The following is a 16,294-nucleotide window of genomic DNA, read 5'->3' on the forward strand; positions in this document are numbered from 1 at the left end:
ATTCCATTAGTGAATCACTTGGCCCTTGAAAGGGCCTCCCCGGCGGGATGTGTATCACAGCGGACAAGGGGTGCAGCAGAAATCAACCCGTATCCTCAGGAATTAAGCGAACGTGGCCTGATTGACCCTTCCGGCTGGCCCGCCTATTGACACATCCAGAGAGAAACGAGGGCGAAATGGCCGAGAAACCACGCAGTTTTCAAGATATCATCCTGCAGCTGCAAAGCTATTGGGCGGCCAAGGGCTGCGCGATCATGCAGCCTTATGACATGGAGGTCGGGGCAGGCACGTTTCACCCGGCAACCACGCTGCGGTCCTTGGGCGCGAAACCCTGGGCTGCGGCCTATGTCCAGCCGTCGCGTCGCCCGACGGACGGGCGCTATGGCGAGAATCCGAACCGCTTGCAGCATTATTATCAGTATCAGGTGCTGATCAAACCGAGCCCGCCGGATTTGCAGGATCTTTATCTTGGATCACTGGCCGCGATCGGCATTGATGCTGCGATGCACGATATCCGCTTTGTCGAGGATGACTGGGAAAGCCCGACCCTTGGCGCATGGGGCCTGGGCTGGGAGGTCTGGTGCGACGGCATGGAAGTCAGCCAATTTACCTATTTCCAACAGGTTGGTGGCCATGACTGCAAGCCGGTGTCGGGCGAATTGACATACGGGCTCGAACGGCTTGCGATGTATGTGCTGGGCGTCGATCACGTGATGGACATGCCCTTCAACGATCCACAGACACCGATCGCGCTGACCTATGGCGACGTCTTCAAGCAGACCGAGGAAGAATATGCGCGCTGGAACTTTGATGTCGCGGATACCGAAACGCTGTTGCAGCACTTTAAGGATGCCGAGGCCGAATGCGCCCGCATTCTGGAGCAGCCGCATGTTGATCCCAAGACCGGCAAGAAGATCATCATGGCGCATCCCGCCTATGATCAGGCCATCAAGGCCAGCCATGTCTTCAACCTGCTTGATGCCCGCGGTGTGATTTCGGTGACCGAGCGGCAGGCCTACATCGGGCGCGTGCGTGCGCTGACCAAGGCCTGCGCGGATGCCTTTGTGCAGACCGATGCAGCGGGGGCGGCAGCATGAGCCGGATCGAACTGACGACGCTTGTGCGGCCGATCAGGCAGGTCGGATCGCCGCGTTATGCCGAACTCGACGGGTTGCAGAACCTTGTTTATTCGGCGGACGTTGTCGACGATGAGACCCCTGATTTCTGGGCGGAGATGGCACAGGGATCATTCGCCAATTTCGACCGCAAGATGGTCGTGATTTACGAAAGACCCAATCATGGCGATGAATCCCATCGCCCGTTGTTGCGCGTGACCGAACGCGCCCGCAACACGTTGGATTGTACCGCAATCATCCCTGTTTCAGTGTCGTTCTTTCAGTATTGCGCGGGGCTGCCCGGTGCGCTGAAAGTGCGGATGGCCTTTGAAGGCACACAGGATGCGTGGTGGCCCGAAGCGGGCGCCGCCCCAAAGACCAGCATCGCCACACGCTATCACGTGATTGCTGCCTCATGAACGTCGGTCGTATCTACATAGGATTTCTGCTCATGTCTGCTCTCGTTGCCGGGATCGCGATGTATTATCTTCAGGTCTATGCCTTCTATGAAGAAGTGCCGGTCGATGAAGAGAATGTGCAACTGACCTCACTGATGTCGGGCACCCCCGAAGTCATTCTGTCGGAGAATTTTCAAGGCATCGACAGCGACAGCAGCCCGGTGCGCTATCGCGCATGTTTTGAAACCGACCTGTCGCTTGCCTTGTTGACCGAAACCTACGTCGGGATTGACGACGCTGTGCCCCTGGTTGCGCCCGGTTGGTTCGATTGTTTTGATGCCGCCCAGATCGGTGGCGATCTTGAAGACGGGACGGCGCTGGCATTCATGGGTGTCGAGAACGTTACCTATGGCATTGACCGCGTCGTCGCCGTTTACCCAGATGGGCGCGGCTATGTCTGGAACCAGATCAATTTCTGCGGCGAGGTCGTCTTTGACGGTGATCCTGTTCCCGAAGAATGCCCAACACCACCCGAAAGCCTGAATTAATGCCTGATCTTCTGATTGAACTTTTTTCTGAGGAAATTCCGGCGCGCATGCAGGGCAAGGCCGCCGATGATTTGCGCCGTTTGATGACGGATGGCCTTGTCGAGGCCGGGCTGACGTATGCTGCCGCTGCCGCCTTTGCCACACCGCGCCGTCTGGCATTGTCGGTGGAGGGGTTGCTGGCCGAAAGCAAGCCTGTGCGCGAAGAGCGCAAAGGTCCGAAGGTCGGCGCGCCGGATCAAGCTATTGAAGGATTCTGCCGCGGGGCTGGCGTGGACCGTGATGTCCTCGAAGTACGCGATGACAAGAAGGGGCAGGTCTATTTTGCGGTGATCGAAAAGCCCGGTCGCAAGGCTGCGGATATCGTCGCAGAGGTGCTTGAAGCGACGGTTCGCGGTTTCCCATGGCCCAAATCGATGCGCTGGGGTGATGGCAGCTTGAAATGGGTGCGCCCGCTTCATTCCATGATCTGCATACTGACCGACGAAACCGGGGCGGAGGTGGTGCCGCTGGATATTGACGGGATCACAACAGGTGCGGTGACATACGGCCATCGTTTCATGGGGCCTGCGCCGATAGTTGTAACGTCTTTCGAGGATTATGAAGCGAGCTTGAAGAGGGCCAACGTGATCCTGCGGGCCGACGAACGTGCCGATGCGATCTGGCAGGAGGCAACCAATCAGGCCTTTGCAATTGGCTGTGAGGTGGTCGAGGACAAAGGTCTTTTGACCGAAATCGCGGGGCTGGTTGAATGGCCGGTCGTGTTGATGGGCGAGATCGACGCGACGTTCCTTGGCTTGCCGCCCGAAGTCTTGCAGACGTCGATGAAAGAGCATCAGAAGTTCTTTTCCGTGCGTAACAGCAAGACGGGCCGGATTGAACGCTTTGTGACGGTCGCGAATATCGAAACGGCCGACAACGGGGCGACCATCATTGCCGGAAACCAGAAGGTACTGTTTGCCCGCCTGTCAGATGCAAAATTCTTTTGGGAGAACGACTTGCGTGTGGCCAAGGCCGGTATGGGGCCGTGGCTGGACAGTCTTGCGAATGTGACCTTCCACAACAAGTTGGGAAGCCAGCGCGACCTGATCGACCGCATCGAGGCGCTTGCGCGCGAGATTGCGCCGATTGTGGGTGCTGATCCAGATGAGGCTGCCGCCGCGGCGCGCGTGGCCAAGGCTGATCTATCGTCCGAGATGGTCTATGAATTCCCGGAAATTCAAGGGCTTATGGGTCGTTATTACGCGAAAGAGGCGGGGATGTCGGATGCCATCGCCAACGCCGCGCAGGAACATTATTCGCCGCTTGGGCCGTCAGATGATGTGCCGACAGCACCCGTGTCGGTGGCTGTTTCATTGGCCGAGAAGCTGGATAAGTTGACAGGCTTCTGGGCGATTGATGAGAAGCCGACTGGGAGTAAGGATCCGTTTGCACTGCGGCGCGCCGCGCTTGGGGTTATTCGGTTGGTGTTGGAGAATGACTTATCGCTTGATATTTCAGCCATTACCTCAAAGGGCTTTGAACTGAATGGTAGTGCTGAGCCTCGTCAAAATGATGAGGACGACTATTCGGGCATGAAAGAAAGATTCGAGCTACTCGCCTTCTTCCACGACCGCCTCAAAGTCTACCTCAAGGACCAAGGCATTCGCCATGACATCATCGATGCCTGCATCGCGACGCCGGGGGATGATGATCTGACGTTGCTGGTCAAACGCGCCAAGGCGCTGGCGGAAACGCTGGCGACGGATGACGGTGAGAACCTGATCCAGGGCTTCAAGCGCGCCAATAATATTCTGGCGCAGGCCGAGGAAAAGGACGGGGTTGAATATTCCTATGGGGCCGATTTGAAATTCGCGGAAGACCCGGCGGAAAAGGCGCTGTTTGCGGCCCTGGACGAAGCAGAGGCGACGATCGCGCCGGCGATGGCGCAAGAGGATTTCACGACAGCAATGGCGGCGATGGCCGATCTGCGCGGGCCGATTGATGCGTTTTTCACCGAGGTGCAGGTCAATGCGGACGGCGAGGTGATCCGCCGCAACCGGCTTAATCTGCTGAACCGTATCCGCACGATCTGCCTGTCTGTGGCTGATTTGACGAAAATCGAGGGCTGATCGCCGCATCTGTCACTTTTCGTTTACACTCTGCGCACCACCTCCCTATGCTGCAGGTGAACAAAGGACGTGCCGCAGTGCAGCAGCAGACGACATATCAAGCCGTGACGTTGATCACGCCAACCGCAGCGATGCATGGCGAGGTGCACGGTGGTCGCGCGAAATGTCTGCAGCGTTTGATCCGGCTGGACATGCCGGTGCCAACCACGGTGGCGTTGTCTTTTGATCAGGTCATGTGGATCGCGCGGGGCGAGATGCCCGATCTGGATCAGGTCCTGACACATTTCGGCAAAGACCCGCTGTTGTCCGTGCGCCCGTCCAGTCAGGACCCTGATTGGGGCGGCCCGGGGGCGGTTCTAAATATCGGCATGAACGATGCCCGCCATGCCGCGATGTGTGAAACCGTCGGCGAGGCTGCGGCCACTGCGCTTTATCTGCGTTTCGTCCATTCTTATGCCACAGACGTCGCGCGCCTTGATCCCGAGGCTTTTGACTTTCCAGACCTGCGAGGCGCGGATGCCCTGAGGGCGAGCCTTGAAGCGTATGAATTCGAAGCTGATGAACCTTTTCCCCAGGATGTCCGCGAACAGCTGTCTGAAGTGTTGCGCGCGATGGCGCGGGCATGGGATGGCACCTCGGCCCGCCTATTGCGCGAGGCGAAAGGTGCGCCTGCTGATGCTGGTCTGGGACTGGTGGTGCAGGCCATGGCGCTGGGTGTCGGGCAGGGCGAAAGCGGGTCGGGTGTGATCCAGTTTGTCGACAGCGAGAGCGGCAAGCCGCAGATTACCGGCCGCTACCTGAGCCAGAGCCAAGGGCGCGAGGCGCTGAATGATCAGGAAGGCGCGTTCTATCTGACGCATGATCCGCGCGGTCCGTCGCTGGAAGATGCCTGTCCTGAGGTTTTTGCCGAATTGGTGGCCCACGGGGCCGTCTGCCGCGCGCGTCTGCGCGAAGAGATGCAGGTAGAATTCACGCTGGAAAACGGTCAGTTGCGTATTCTGGATGCGGTCCGTGTGCAGCGATCGTCGCGCGCGGCGATCCGTATTGCCGTGGCCTTGGCTGAAGATGCGGTGATTCCCCGCGAAGAGGCGGTCTTGCGCGTGCAGCCGGCGGCATTATCCGAATTGCTTCACCGTCAGGTCGACCCGCGCGCCAAGCGCGACACGCTGGTCAGCGGTATCCCTGCCAGCCCCGGTGCTGCATCCGGCCGTATTGTCTTTACCGCGAATGAAGCGCAGGCAAGTGCCGCGCGCGGGGAAGCCTGCGTTCTGGTGCGCCGCGAAACGACGCCAGAAGATATCCGCGGCATGCACGCCGCACAGGCCGTTCTGACAGTGCGTGGCGGGATCACCAGCCACGCCGCCGTGATCGGGCGCGGTCTGGGTGTGCCTTGCATTGTGGGTGCTTCCAATTTGATGATTGATCGCAAGAAAGGTGTCATCGTTACACCTGATGGCCGCCATTTTGCGGCCGGTGATATCCTGACCGTGGATGGCACGAAGGGCGAAGTGCTTGCCGGTGAAGTCGACATGCTCGAAGCCTCGCTTGATGGTCCGTTCGAAAAGCTGCTGACCTGGGCCGATGATTTCCGCGATATCGGCGTGCGTGCGAATGCCGACACGCCTGCTGATGCGCAGACAGCGCAGAATTTCGCGGCTGAAGGCATCGGGCTGTGCCGGACAGAGCATATGTTTTTCGAAGGCGACCGCCTTGGTGTCATGCGCGAGATGATCTTTGCGGAAACACCTGAAGATCGCCGCGCGGTCCTTGATCGCTTGTTGCCCATGCAGCGCGCTGATTTCAAAGAGCTTTTTTCGATCATGGCGGGGCGTCCCGTGTGCATCCGCCTGTTTGATATGCCGCTGCACGAATTCCTGCCTTTCGATAAGGCAGGCCAGCGCGACCTGGCGTCACAGCTTGCCTTGCCGCTGCCAGCTGTGACGGAGCGCGTTGCAGCCTTGTCGGAATACAACCCGATGCTGGGGATGCGTGGCGTGCGACAGGGTATTTCGATCCCCGAGATCTATGAAATGCAGGCCCGCGCCATTTTCGAGGCAACCGTCGAGTCTGCTCGTGACGGTACCGATGTGGTGCCCGAGATCATGATCCCGCTTATCAGCGCGGTGCGTGAAGTCGAGCTGGTCAAGGCCCACATCGATTCCGTTGCAAGTGCCGTGCAGGCCGAAAGCCGCACCCCGTTCCGCTATAAGCTGGGCGTCATGGTCGAGACACCGCGTGCCGCCCTGCGCGCCGAGGATATTGCGCAGCAGGCCGAGTTCCTGTCCTTTGGCACGAATGATCTGACACAGATGACCTATGGTCTGTCTCGTGATGACGCGGGCCGCTTTATGTCGGCCTACGTCCAGCAGGGCGTTTATGAAGAGGATCCGTTTCATACGCTGGACATTGAAGGCGTCGGTGAGTTGCTGTCGATCGGCGCTGCACGTGGCCGCAAGGGCCGCGCTGATGTTGTTCTGTCGATCTGTGGCGAACATGGCGGCAGCCGCACTGCAATTGCGTTTTGTCGCGCGCAGGGGTTTGACTATGTCTCTTGCTCACCGTTCCGTGTTCCAGTTGCGCGACTTTCCGCCGCCCAATTGGCCCTTGAAAATGAGACTTCTGCCTAGATATTGTCTTAAGAACCTCTGCTAACGCCTTATTCTGTCATTTTAAGTTATTCTTTGGATATGCACTGTTTCCCGTTCGTGCACAATGCATTCGCCCCGCTTTACGCCCCCGTAAAAACCGCCTAAAGAGCCCCCGCCTGCGTGGGGCTGGACCGCGCGGAGATTAAGGTGGGACGATGCGTTTCGGTTTTGGTGGCCTGGTGGCCGGTTTTGTAGTTTCTTGTTTAATCCCGGTGGCTGGTGCTGCCGATGAAGTTTTGGCGAGCCGTCTTGGCGCATTGTTGGGGCAGGAACGTGCCGCCCTTGCCACGGTGCCCGACAGCCGTCTGTCTGCCCTGACTGTTTTGCCGTCGCCCGAAGAGCGCGGCGTCGCAACGGCCCCGAAGACTGTATCCTATTCCAGCGCGTTTCTGGCCAGCATGCCGGTCGCATCCGGTGGCCCGCAGTGGCGCTGTCTGGCCGAAGCGCTCTATTTCGAGGCGCGTGGTGAAACCACACAAGGTCTGTTTGCGGTTGGTGAAGTCATCATGAACCGCGTCGACAGCGCGAATTATCCCAACAGTGTCTGCGCAGTGATCAATCAGGGCACTGGCCGGAAGTATGGCTGCCAGTTCACCTATACCTGTGACGGCCGTCCTGAAAACATCAGCGAGCCGCGCGCGTTCACCCGTGTTGGCAAGGTTGCGCGCCTGTTGATTGACGGTGCGCCACGCGGCCTGACTGACGGGGCAACCCATTATCACACGAAGGCTGTCAGCCCCTCGTGGGCCCGTCGCTATCCGCGCACGGCCGCGATCGGTTCTCACCTGTTCTATCGCCAGTCTTATCGGACAGCGTCGAACTAAGGTCGCAAATGCACGCAGGCGTGCCGCCCCGCATCTTGTGATGGCGGCTGGCCTGCCTTATCGACGGGCGTGAAGAACGAAAGCGCGCCTCATGTCCGACGATATCCGCCTGGCCTTTGCACATCCGTCTGAACGGGCTGAAGCCAGCAGCACAATCCCTTATGACCGGATTTCTTTGCGGGATTACACCGTTGAAGTGGAAATCGGTGCCTTTCAGGCAGAACGCGGCAAGTTGCAGCGCGTCCGCTTTAACGTCGTGGTCGAGGTGTTGCCGGATCGTGGGCCGATCGAGGACGATGTTGACCGGATCCTGTCTTATGACCGCGTCACCGAGGCGATCGGTGCGGAGTTGAAGGCCGAACGCATCAACCTGCTGGAAACGCTTGCCGCCCGCGTGGCCGAACGTATCCTGCTTGAGCCACAGGCCGAGCGCGTTTTTGTGCGCATCGAAAAGCTGGATCGGGGTCCTTTTGCCCTTGGCGTTGAAATCGTGCGTGCCCGTGACGGTTTTTCGCCCGATGCGCTGACCCATGAAGAGGCCCCGCATCCGCGCATCATGTATCTGTCCAATGCCGCTGTTGGGTCTGAGAACCTGACCGGATGGATTGATGAGGCTGAAGCGATGGATGCCCCGCTGATCATTTGTGTTGGTGCAGGCGACATCGCTGCCCCGCGCACGGGCCACGCGCTGACACAGCGACGTATCGACCTGCTTGCCATTGAACAGAACGCCTGGGTGCTGGCCGCCCGCGATCATCGCTGCAAGGTCGTGGCGACCCGTACAGAACTCGACTGGGCGATGAAGAATGGCCAAATTTGCGTTTGGGCCCCGTCCAAGATCGTGTTGGATGCCGTTGATGGCCCCTCTGCCAGCCCGCGTGATGCGGTGGCCCTTGTGGGATGGTTCGCGGACATGATGCAGGCAAAGGAGTTGGTTGTAGTTGGTGATGCAGCCCCAAAAATCAGCACGCCGTGTCGCACCTGCAATGTCGAGGCGACCAGCCTCACATGACGTACTTTCGTCCATTGGTGCAGACCGACGGGGCGTTTGTGTTGGCTGGCGGGTGGGCTCGGTTTGATCGGGTCGAGGTTCTGACACGCGGCGCGGCCCCCCGCATCGTGGCAGCGGCAGACATTCCTGATGAAATCCGGACCAGACTGACCGCCCCGCGGCCTGCGATCATGTCCGTGTCACTCGATCAGCCGCGTGTCATGGGCATTTTGAATGTCACGCCGGACAGTTTTTCGGATGGCGGTGATTTCGTTACGACGGCCGACGCTGTTTGTCGCGCGAAAGAGATGCTGACGGATGGTGCGCAGTTTATCGATATCGGTGGCGAAAGCACGCGACCCGGTGCGCGCGAGGTGCCGGTTGCGGAGGAATTGCAGCGTGTCGCCCCCGTGGTCGAACGCGTCGCCGCGTTGGAGCATGCTGTCGTGTCTGTTGATACCCGCAAGGCCGCTGTCGTCGCGGGTATCACGGCGGATGTTCTGGTGAACGATGTGTCCGCGATGCGCTTTGACAGTGACATGGCCCGGACTGTTGCGGGCAAGGGTGCCCCCGTCTGCCTGATGCATTCCATTGCCACGCCAGAAACCATGCAGGCCAATGCGGCCTATGACGACGTCCTGCTGGATGTCTATGACCATCTTGAAGAGCGCATTGCCTTTGCAGAAAAGAACGGCATCGCGCGCGCCAAGATTATCGTCGATCCAGGGATCGGTTTTGGCAAGACGCTGGAACACAACCTGATCCTGATCCGCGGCCTTTCGCTGTTTCACGGTCTTGGGTGCCCGATCCTATTGGGTGCGTCGCGCAAGCGGTTCATCGGGACCATCGGCAACGCGCCCGAAGCGAAAGACAGGCTCGGCGGAAGTCTGTCCGTCGCTCTTGAGGGCGTAAGACAGGGCGTGCAAATCCTGCGCGTTCACGATACATTTGCCACCAAGCAGGCGCTTGACCTGCAGATGGCGATGATCGGGACTGCGGGCAATGACACGTAAACTTTTCGGCACGGATGGCGTTCGCGGCAAGGCGAATACGTACCCGATGACGGCGGAAATGGCGCTTCAGATCGGGGCGGCGGCGGGCCGCTATTTTCGTAACGACGGATCGAACGGCCACCGGGTCGTGATCGGCAAGGACACGCGCCTGTCCGGTTACATGTTCGAGAATGCGCTGACCGCAGGATTGACCAGTACGGGCATGAACGTGCTGTTGCTTGGCCCCGTGCCGACACCGGCGGTCGGATTGCTCACCACCTCCATGCGCGCCGACGTGGGCATCATGATTTCCGCCAGTCATAATCCGCATCAGGACAATGGCATCAAGTTCTTTGGTCCTGACGGTTTTAAGCTGTCCGATGAGGCCGAAGCCGAAATCGAAACACTGATTGCCGGCAAGATCGAACCGGCGCAGGCCAATAATATCGGTCGCGCCAAGCGGATCGATGACGGTCGGTTCCGCTATGCCGAGCGTGTGAAGTCCACCTTTCCAAGCGGGATGCGTCTGGATGGGCTGAAGGTGGTGATCGATTGTGCCAACGGCGCCGCATACAAGGTCGCGCCCGAAGTTCTGTGGGAGTTGGGGGCCACGGTCATTCCGGTTGGTGTCACCCCGAACGGTTTCAACATCAATGATGGGTGCGGGTCGACCAAGCCGCAAACCGCAGCCGAGACGATTGTGACTCACGGGGCCGACGTGGGAATCTGTCTGGACGGTGACGCGGATCGCGTGATGATCCTTGATGAACACGGGCGCGTGGCAGACGGTGACCAGATCATGGCGCTGCTCGCGACGCGCTGGGCGCTCCAGGACAGGCTGGCCGGTGGCACGCTTGTGGCGACGGTCATGTCCAATTTGGGTCTTGAACGGCATTTGGAAGCAAACGGGCTGCGCCTTGAGCGCACGGGCGTTGGCGATCGCTATGTGGTCGAGGCGATGCGCGCGGGCGGTTACAATCTGGGTGGTGAGCAGTCGGGCCATATCGTCATGACTGACTACGCTACCACGGGGGACGGTCTGCTAGCGGGATTGCAGTTCCTGTGCGCGATGATCGAAACCGGTCAGAAGGCCAGTGCGCTGACCCAGACCTTCGAGACTGTTCCGCAGATGCTGAAGAATGTCCGTTATGGCACCGGGCAGGCCCCGCTGGAGGCCGCGAACGTCAAATCAGCCATTGCTGACGCAGAGTCCAAGCTTACAGGCAAGGGGCGTCTGTTGATCCGCAAATCCGGCACCGAACCGTTGGTTCGGGTCATGGCCGAGTGCGAGGACGCCGATCTGCTGGCACAGGTCGTGAACGGAATTGTAGCAGAAGTGGAGGCCGCAGTTTAAGCTGGTCCTATTTTCAACAATAGGATTTTCATCATGACCGCGCATTTTCTCGCTTTCTGGAACCTCGAAAACCTGTTTGGTCCAGAGGATCATCCGCCCCGTATCGAATGGATCAAGAGCCGCGTCGCCAATGATTTGCGTGGTTGGACGCCGGAGCTTTACCAGACCAAGCTTGACCAGCTTGCCCGTATCATTGCCCAGATGAACGGTGGTGCGGGCCCTGACATTCTTGGGGTCTGCGAAGTCGAAGACGCCTTTGTTCTGAATGACTTGGTTGCCACATTGAATGTACCCAACCGCATCTATGGCGTGGCCCATGCCAATAGCGAACGTGACCGCCGCGGCATTGATACCGCGTTTCTGTTCGATACGGCGATGTATGATGTGGACCCTGATCTGATCTTCAATCACTTCGTTTTGCGGCGCACCGGTACGCGCGATATTTTGCAGGCGACATTCAAGACCGGTGCAGGTCAGGATCTGATCGTTCTGTGCAATCACTGGCCGTCGCGGTCAGGTGGCACCGTCGAAAGCGCCGGTTTTCGCGCGACGGCTGGCGAAACGCTTGGCTATTGGCACCAGCGTATTCTGGAGGAATGCGGCGACCGCGCGGCTGTCGTTGCCTTTGGCGATTTCAATGACGATCCCTTTGATCCGTCCTTGCGGTTCAACGCCGTTGCGGGTCGCGAACGCGGCGACGTGGTGCGCGGGCGGTCGGCACAGTTTTACAATTTTGCCTGGGAGTATTTGCAGTATCAAGCCACGGATGCAGAGGGTAATCCGAAGACGCTGGATGGTACGTTGTACTTTCGCGGGGACGGGAATGTCTTTGATCAGGTGCTTGTCAACCGGTCTGTGCTTGACGGGAAGGGCCCGTTTACCGTGGTGGATGGTTCGGCAGGTGTGCTTGCCTTTGCAGAAATGGTCAGTCCGTCCGTCAGCTTTGGCCCGATCCGGTTCGGATTGCCAAAGGGCGATGCAGACCGGAACGTCAATACCGCCGGGTTCAGCGATCACTTTCCGGTATCGATCACCCTGACCGAGGCCGCGCCGATCGCATGAACAGCGACCGCAAACCCAACCATTGGCTGATCGCCAGACCGGTGAGGATCATGCCAAGTGCTACGAAAAAACGCAGGGGCAGGTCTTCCTTCAGGATCAGCGCCCCGAATACGACTGCCCAGAGCGGGACCTGATAGTTCACCAGAGTCATGAATACCGCCCCTGCCGTGCGGATCGTCACGACCCGGATCAGTGCGGCGAGTGCTGTCGGGATCAGGCCAAGGAAGATGATCGCATAGGATGCGCGCGTGCCATCCCATGCGGGAATGCCTTCGAACAGGAACATCGCGGGCAACAAAGCTGCTGCGCCGACTGTCAGTGTCAAAGCCGCCATGACGATCGAGTCAATGGGTGGGCAACGCCGGGTCATGATGCTGGACACCGCATAGGACAGTGACGCGAGAATGCAGGCGATCTGGCCAAGCGGTTCAAGCCCTGAGCCGATCCGCAAGACGCCCGGACCGATCAGAACAAGTGCCCCGATAAATCCCAGCACCACCCCGACCAGCTTGCGCGATGACATTTTTTCATCCGTGAAAACATGGGCGAGGGGCAGAACAAACAGCGGCAAGGCGGCCATCGAAATTCCGGCAAAGGCGGACGGCACATACTGTTGTCCCCAGCTGAGCAGCGCGAAGGGCAGGGCCGTGTTCAACAGGCCGATCAGGACAAGATATTTCACGAGGCGGCCAGAAATATCCGGCATGGGTCGTCCCATGGCGAACATCAGGCCCAGCAGCGCGACCGCACCCAAGGTTGTGCGCGCGCAGGCGACCGTCAGCGGTCCGAACCCTTCGAGTGCAATGGACACTACCATGAACGTGCCGCCCCAGATGACGCCGAGCGCCAGAATGGACAGCCAGTTTGTCAGGGTGGGAGAGTCAGTCATCAAGATGCCTTTGGGTTCCCTGTCTTGTGGGGCTTTCCGCGAAAGGCGGCAAGATCAAATAGATGCGGTGCCGATTGTCCACTGTTTGCGACTTGTTTGTTTCTGGTTCTGACAGTGCTTGTGAAGATGTTCACCACAAGCATAAGTTGACCTAACGCAAACGCCCGAAGGAGTTCCCCATGTCGATCAAGGTCAAGGATGGCAGCAATGCCCCGATTGGCGATGGTGATATCAACCGCTATATTTCGGCCGAAGGGTCCCAGCAAAGCTGGTTCAACCGGTCCCGCGAAGTGGTTTTTATCAACGGCATGGCGAACAGCCCGAAAAACCACATGGAAAGCGCGCTGGGGTTGTCTTTGATCCAAGGCTGTCCTGTCGTGGGCGTCTATAATCAGACCAATGGCTTTTGGGCCGATCTGGGTCAATGTCTGCGGGACAAAGGCGTCTTGGTCTTTGCGCAGGCGGGCGATTATGATTCTTGGGAAACAGGGTTCAATATCGCCTATCAGGCGGCAAAACTGAAATATCCAAGTGTCAGCAAGGTCGATTTCATGGAAGGCCTGATTTCGGGCAATCCTGCGACGGTCAGCCTGTATCGCTATGTCTGTTCACGTACCTCAAGACAGCGCGACGCGCTCAAGCTGTTTGCGCATTCGCAAGGCAACCTGATCACCAGCAATGCATTGACGGCTGTCGCTCTTGCCCTTGGCAAGAATGCAATCCGGGGGATGGAAGTCTACAGTTTTGGGTCACCCAGCCGCTTTTGGCCGCCGGGCATTACCCGGTATGACCATTCATTCACGTTCGATCCGGTGAGTTGGCTGAATTACCGCCACAGCTTCAAGAACATCAAGGTCGGATTTACACCCGGCCTGATCTCTCACGGATTCGAGGTCTATATGAACCAGGATGCCGAATTCGTCGTGAACCGTTTTCGCTGGGGCGCGTTCCGGATGACGGCAAGCATGGACGAGGACGGGCTGGCCGAGTTCCTGACGACAATTGGCAACAACCCGCCGCGTTTGACCAAGATTTTCAACTGGCTGGTCAAGCATCACTATTCGGATTCAGATGATATCGCCGTTCAGTACACCGAAAAGATGCAGGCGAAACACGGTGCCCTCATGGCCAGCATCGCGCGGTCTGATCCCGCGTTTGTCCGGTTGCTGATCGCATGCATGGAAGACGGGCGGACTTTCCCGGACGAACGCCGTGCGATCACCTACCTCGAAGGATTGATCTGAGACGCAAAAGGGCACCCAGTTGGGTGCCCTTCGTCGTTGTGATCCGATAAAAGATCAATTCTTGGCCTTGTCGACCATTTTGCCATCGGAAATCCATGGCATCATGGCGCGCAGCTTTTCACCGACCTGTTCGATCTGGTGCTCGTCGTTAATGCGGCGTGTCGCCTTGAAGTAAGGCTGGCCCACGGCGTTTTCCTGCATGAAGTCGCGCACGAATTTGCCGGTCTGGATGTCGGCCAGAACATCTTTCATACGCTGCTTGGTTTCTGCGTAGGGCAGGATGCGCGGACCGGATACATATTCACCGTACTCGGCCGTGTTCGAGATCGAGTAGTTCATGTTCGCGATGCCGCCTTCGTAGATCAGGTCCACGATCAGCTTGACCTCGTGCAGACACTCGAAATAGGCCATCTCAGGTTCGTAGCCGGCTTCGACCAGTGTTTCGAAGCCCATCCGGATCAGTTCGACCAGACCGCCGCAAAGCACGGCCTGTTCACCAAAGAGGTCGGTTTCGCATTCCTGACGGAAGTTGGTTTCGATGATCCCCGAGCGACCGCCACCGATGGCCGAGCAATAGGACAGGCCGATTTCCATCGCTTTTCCGGTTGCATCCGTGTGCACAGCCACAAGGCAAGGCACGCCGCCGCCTTTGGTGTATTCGCCACGGACTGTGTGGCCGGGACCTTTGGGGGCCATCATGATGACATCGACGCCTTCTTTGGGTTCGATCAGACCGAAGTGAACGTTCAGACCGTGTGCGAAGGCGATGGCAGAGCCAGGCTTGAGATTGTCGTGCACGTATTTCTTGTATGTCTCTGCCTGCAGTTCGTCGGGCATCGTGAACATGATGACATCACACCAAGCGGCCGCTTCTGCGATCCCCATAACCTTGAGGCCTTCGCCTTCGGCCTTTTTTGTAGAGGGGGAGCCGTCACGCAGTGCGACGACAAGGTTCTTGGCACCGCTGTCGCGCAGGTTCAGCGCATGGGCGTGACCCTGCGAGCCGTAGCCGAGGATGGCGACTTTTTTGTCCTTGATGAGATTCACATCGCAATCGCGATCGTAATAAACGCGCATATCTGCACTCCTTTGATTTGCTGGCCGCTGTGTAGCGGGTCGTCGTGCATTTGGGGAGGTTGGAATCTTGAGTATTTTTGGCAAGATGATGATTGTTATTCGCAGATTATACAGATACGCGTATTTTCATGTTAGATAGCGATGATCGTGCGATTTTGCGCCAAATGCAGGCAGACCCGAGCCTGGGTGTGCCTGACATTGCTGATCGTGTGGGGATGACCGCCGCGCGGGTGACCCGCCGCATCGAAAAGCTTGTCGCGGCTGGCGTGCTGCTGGGGCAGGAGGCTGTGATCGACTGGGCCGCCTTGGGGTTTAGCGTACATGTGTCCCTGCGCATCACACTCGACAAGACGCAGGCGCGCGCCTTTGACGAATTCATTGCTGCTGCGCGCGCGGTCCGTGAGGTCATCGAAATCCAGACGTTTCTGGGTCGCGTCGATGTACGTCTTTCGCTGGTTGCCCGTGATTTGGCGCATTATCAACAGCTGTACCGCGAGAACGTCCTGACCTTGCCTCATATCGCCGATATCGAGGCATTGATGGATGTGGCGAACGTGAAATCCGAACGGCGGCTGCCGCTATGATGCTGGATGAGATAGACCGCGCCCTATTGAAGGCGCTGCAATTGGATGCTGCGCAATCCACCACGCGGTTGGGCAAGAAACTGGGGTTGAGCCAGCCTGCGACGTGGCGGCGCATCAAACGGTTGCAGGAAATCGGCGTGATCCGGGGCCGGCAACTGCGCCTTGATGCTGAGAAGCTCGGGTTCAGGGTGACGGTGTTTCTGGGCATCAAGCTGGCCACCAAAGGCCGCGTGAGCCTTGAGGATTTCGAGCGGGCGATTGGTGGCATTCCCGAAGTGCAGACTGTGGATCACGTGCTGGGACTTTACGATTACCGGTTGCGTGTTGTTGCCCGTGATCTGGCGGATTTTGAACGGGTGCTGCGGCGACGGATCATGACATTGCCGGGCGTGGGCGACGTTGAAGCCAATGTTCTGCTGAGTGAAGAACGCCGGCCGGGGCCGCTTTAACCAATCATTAA

General features: G+C 58.5%; 15 protein-coding genes. 13 read left to right on the forward strand and 2 right to left on the reverse strand.

What is annotated here, in order from left to right; genetic code table 11:
- Positions 1–176: 176 nt before the first annotated feature.
- The 10 genes from BMY44_RS02845 (at position 177) to BMY44_RS02890 (ending at position 12,040) form a co-directional block, all read left to right on the forward strand.
- Positions 177–1,097 (forward strand): glycine--tRNA ligase subunit alpha, encoded by a 921-nt coding sequence (locus BMY44_RS02845; RefSeq protein ID WP_089990024.1) that lies wholly within the window; start codon positions 177–179, stop codon positions 1,095–1,097.
- Entirely contained in the window at positions 1,094–1,534 is a 441-nt protein-coding gene (locus BMY44_RS02850) for a hypothetical protein (protein WP_089990026.1), read from the forward strand. The genes BMY44_RS02845 and BMY44_RS02850 overlap by 4 nt, the downstream gene beginning before the upstream one ends.
- Before the next feature lie 32 nt (positions 1,535–1,566).
- Positions 1,567–2,061: a DUF6446 family protein gene (locus BMY44_RS02855; protein WP_242650469.1), complete on the forward strand. Its 495-nt coding sequence runs from the start codon at positions 1,567–1,569 to the stop codon at positions 2,059–2,061.
- Entirely contained in the window at positions 2,061–4,169 is a 2,109-nt protein-coding gene (glyS, locus tag BMY44_RS02860) for a glycine--tRNA ligase subunit beta (protein ID WP_089990029.1), read from the forward strand. The genes BMY44_RS02855 and glyS overlap by 1 nt, the downstream gene beginning before the upstream one ends.
- 77 nt (positions 4,170–4,246) lie before the next feature.
- Positions 4,247–6,796, forward strand: a complete 2,550-nt coding sequence (locus BMY44_RS02865; RefSeq protein ID WP_423219730.1) for a putative PEP-binding protein — start codon at positions 4,247–4,249, stop codon at positions 6,794–6,796.
- Between the two features lie 176 nt (positions 6,797–6,972).
- Complete coding sequence (locus tag BMY44_RS02870) at positions 6,973–7,641, forward strand: cell wall hydrolase (protein ID WP_089990035.1); 669 nt, start codon at positions 6,973–6,975, stop codon at positions 7,639–7,641.
- A gap of 91 nt (positions 7,642–7,732) precedes the next feature.
- Positions 7,733–8,653 (forward strand): dihydroneopterin aldolase, encoded by a 921-nt coding sequence (locus tag BMY44_RS02875; protein WP_089990037.1) that lies wholly within the window; start codon positions 7,733–7,735, stop codon positions 8,651–8,653.
- The gene (gene folP / locus BMY44_RS02880; RefSeq protein ID WP_089990038.1) at positions 8,650–9,645 is read left to right on the forward strand and encodes a dihydropteroate synthase; all 996 of its coding nucleotides are present in this window, start codon (positions 8,650–8,652) and stop codon (positions 9,643–9,645) included. The genes BMY44_RS02875 and folP overlap by 4 nt, the downstream gene beginning before the upstream one ends.
- Positions 9,635–10,978 (forward strand): phosphoglucosamine mutase, encoded by a 1,344-nt coding sequence (gene glmM, locus BMY44_RS02885; RefSeq protein ID WP_089990041.1) that lies wholly within the window; start codon positions 9,635–9,637, stop codon positions 10,976–10,978. The genes folP and glmM overlap by 11 nt, the downstream gene beginning before the upstream one ends.
- Before the next feature lie 33 nt (positions 10,979–11,011).
- The gene (locus BMY44_RS02890; protein ID WP_089990044.1) at positions 11,012–12,040 is read left to right on the forward strand and encodes an endonuclease/exonuclease/phosphatase family protein; all 1,029 of its coding nucleotides are present in this window, start codon (positions 11,012–11,014) and stop codon (positions 12,038–12,040) included.
- On the opposite strand, the gene BMY44_RS02895 is transcribed toward BMY44_RS02890, so the two are convergent.
- A complete protein-coding gene (locus BMY44_RS02895) occupies positions 12,009–12,929 on the reverse strand; it encodes a DMT family transporter (protein ID WP_089990046.1) in 921 nt (306 codons plus the stop codon). The two genes, BMY44_RS02890 and BMY44_RS02895, sit on opposite strands and share 32 nt — an antisense overlap.
- A 179-nt stretch (positions 12,930–13,108) precedes the next feature.
- On the opposite strand from BMY44_RS02895, the gene BMY44_RS02900 reads away from it, so the two are divergent.
- Entirely contained in the window at positions 13,109–14,173 is a 1,065-nt protein-coding gene (locus BMY44_RS02900; RefSeq protein ID WP_089990049.1) for a hypothetical protein, read from the forward strand.
- 54 nt (positions 14,174–14,227) lie between these two features.
- Here BMY44_RS02900 and ilvC read toward each other — a convergent pair whose 3' ends face one another.
- Positions 14,228–15,250 (reverse strand): ketol-acid reductoisomerase, encoded by a 1,023-nt coding sequence (gene ilvC / locus BMY44_RS02905; protein ID WP_089990051.1) that lies wholly within the window; start codon positions 15,248–15,250, stop codon positions 14,228–14,230.
- A 128-nt stretch (positions 15,251–15,378) separates the two neighbouring features.
- Here ilvC and BMY44_RS02910 point away from each other — a divergent pair, with 128 nt between their 5' ends.
- Both BMY44_RS02910 and BMY44_RS02915 read left to right on the forward strand, forming a co-directional pair.
- The gene (locus BMY44_RS02910) at positions 15,379–15,834 is read left to right on the forward strand and encodes an Lrp/AsnC family transcriptional regulator (protein ID WP_089994454.1); all 456 of its coding nucleotides are present in this window, start codon (positions 15,379–15,381) and stop codon (positions 15,832–15,834) included.
- Positions 15,831–16,283 (forward strand): Lrp/AsnC family transcriptional regulator, encoded by a 453-nt coding sequence (locus BMY44_RS02915; RefSeq protein WP_089990053.1) that lies wholly within the window; start codon positions 15,831–15,833, stop codon positions 16,281–16,283. The genes BMY44_RS02910 and BMY44_RS02915 overlap by 4 nt, the downstream gene beginning before the upstream one ends.
- The last annotated feature ends 11 nt before the right edge of the window (positions 16,284–16,294 follow it).

Source organism: Cognatiyoonia koreensis (assembly GCF_900109295.1).
In the GTDB taxonomy this organism is placed as follows: Bacteria; Pseudomonadota; Alphaproteobacteria; order Rhodobacterales; family Rhodobacteraceae; genus Cognatiyoonia; species Cognatiyoonia koreensis.

What these genes read in the sequence shown, in the direction of transcription:
- BMY44_RS02845 (WP_089990024.1), top strand. Translation starts at nt 177, where the DNA reads ATGGCCGAGAAACCACGCAGTTTTCAAGATATCATCCTGCAGCTGCAA.
- BMY44_RS02850 (WP_089990026.1), top strand. Translation starts at nt 1,094, where the DNA reads ATGAGCCGGATCGAACTGACGACGCTTGTGCGGCCGATCAGGCAGGTC.
- BMY44_RS02855 (WP_242650469.1), top strand. Translation starts at nt 1,567, where the DNA reads ATGTCTGCTCTCGTTGCCGGGATCGCGATGTATTATCTTCAGGTCTAT.
- glyS (WP_089990029.1), top strand. Translation starts at nt 2,061, where the DNA reads ATGCCTGATCTTCTGATTGAACTTTTTTCTGAGGAAATTCCGGCGCGC.
- BMY44_RS02870 (WP_089990035.1), top strand. Translation starts at nt 6,973, where the DNA reads ATGCGTTTCGGTTTTGGTGGCCTGGTGGCCGGTTTTGTAGTTTCTTGT.
- BMY44_RS02875 (WP_089990037.1), top strand. Translation starts at nt 7,733, where the DNA reads ATGTCCGACGATATCCGCCTGGCCTTTGCACATCCGTCTGAACGGGCT.
- folP (WP_089990038.1), top strand. Translation starts at nt 8,650, where the DNA reads ATGACGTACTTTCGTCCATTGGTGCAGACCGACGGGGCGTTTGTGTTG.
- glmM (WP_089990041.1), top strand. Translation starts at nt 9,635, where the DNA reads ATGACACGTAAACTTTTCGGCACGGATGGCGTTCGCGGCAAGGCGAAT.
- BMY44_RS02890 (WP_089990044.1), top strand. Translation starts at nt 11,012, where the DNA reads ATGACCGCGCATTTTCTCGCTTTCTGGAACCTCGAAAACCTGTTTGGT.
- BMY44_RS02895 (WP_089990046.1), bottom strand. Translation starts at nt 12,929, where the DNA reads ATGACTGACTCTCCCACCCTGACAAACTGGCTGTCCATTCTGGCGCTC.
- BMY44_RS02900 (WP_089990049.1), top strand. Translation starts at nt 13,109, where the DNA reads ATGTCGATCAAGGTCAAGGATGGCAGCAATGCCCCGATTGGCGATGGT.
- ilvC (WP_089990051.1), bottom strand. Translation starts at nt 15,250, where the DNA reads ATGCGCGTTTATTACGATCGCGATTGCGATGTGAATCTCATCAAGGAC.
- BMY44_RS02910 (WP_089994454.1), top strand. Translation starts at nt 15,379, where the DNA reads ATGTTAGATAGCGATGATCGTGCGATTTTGCGCCAAATGCAGGCAGAC.
- BMY44_RS02915 (WP_089990053.1), top strand. Translation starts at nt 15,831, where the DNA reads ATGATGCTGGATGAGATAGACCGCGCCCTATTGAAGGCGCTGCAATTG.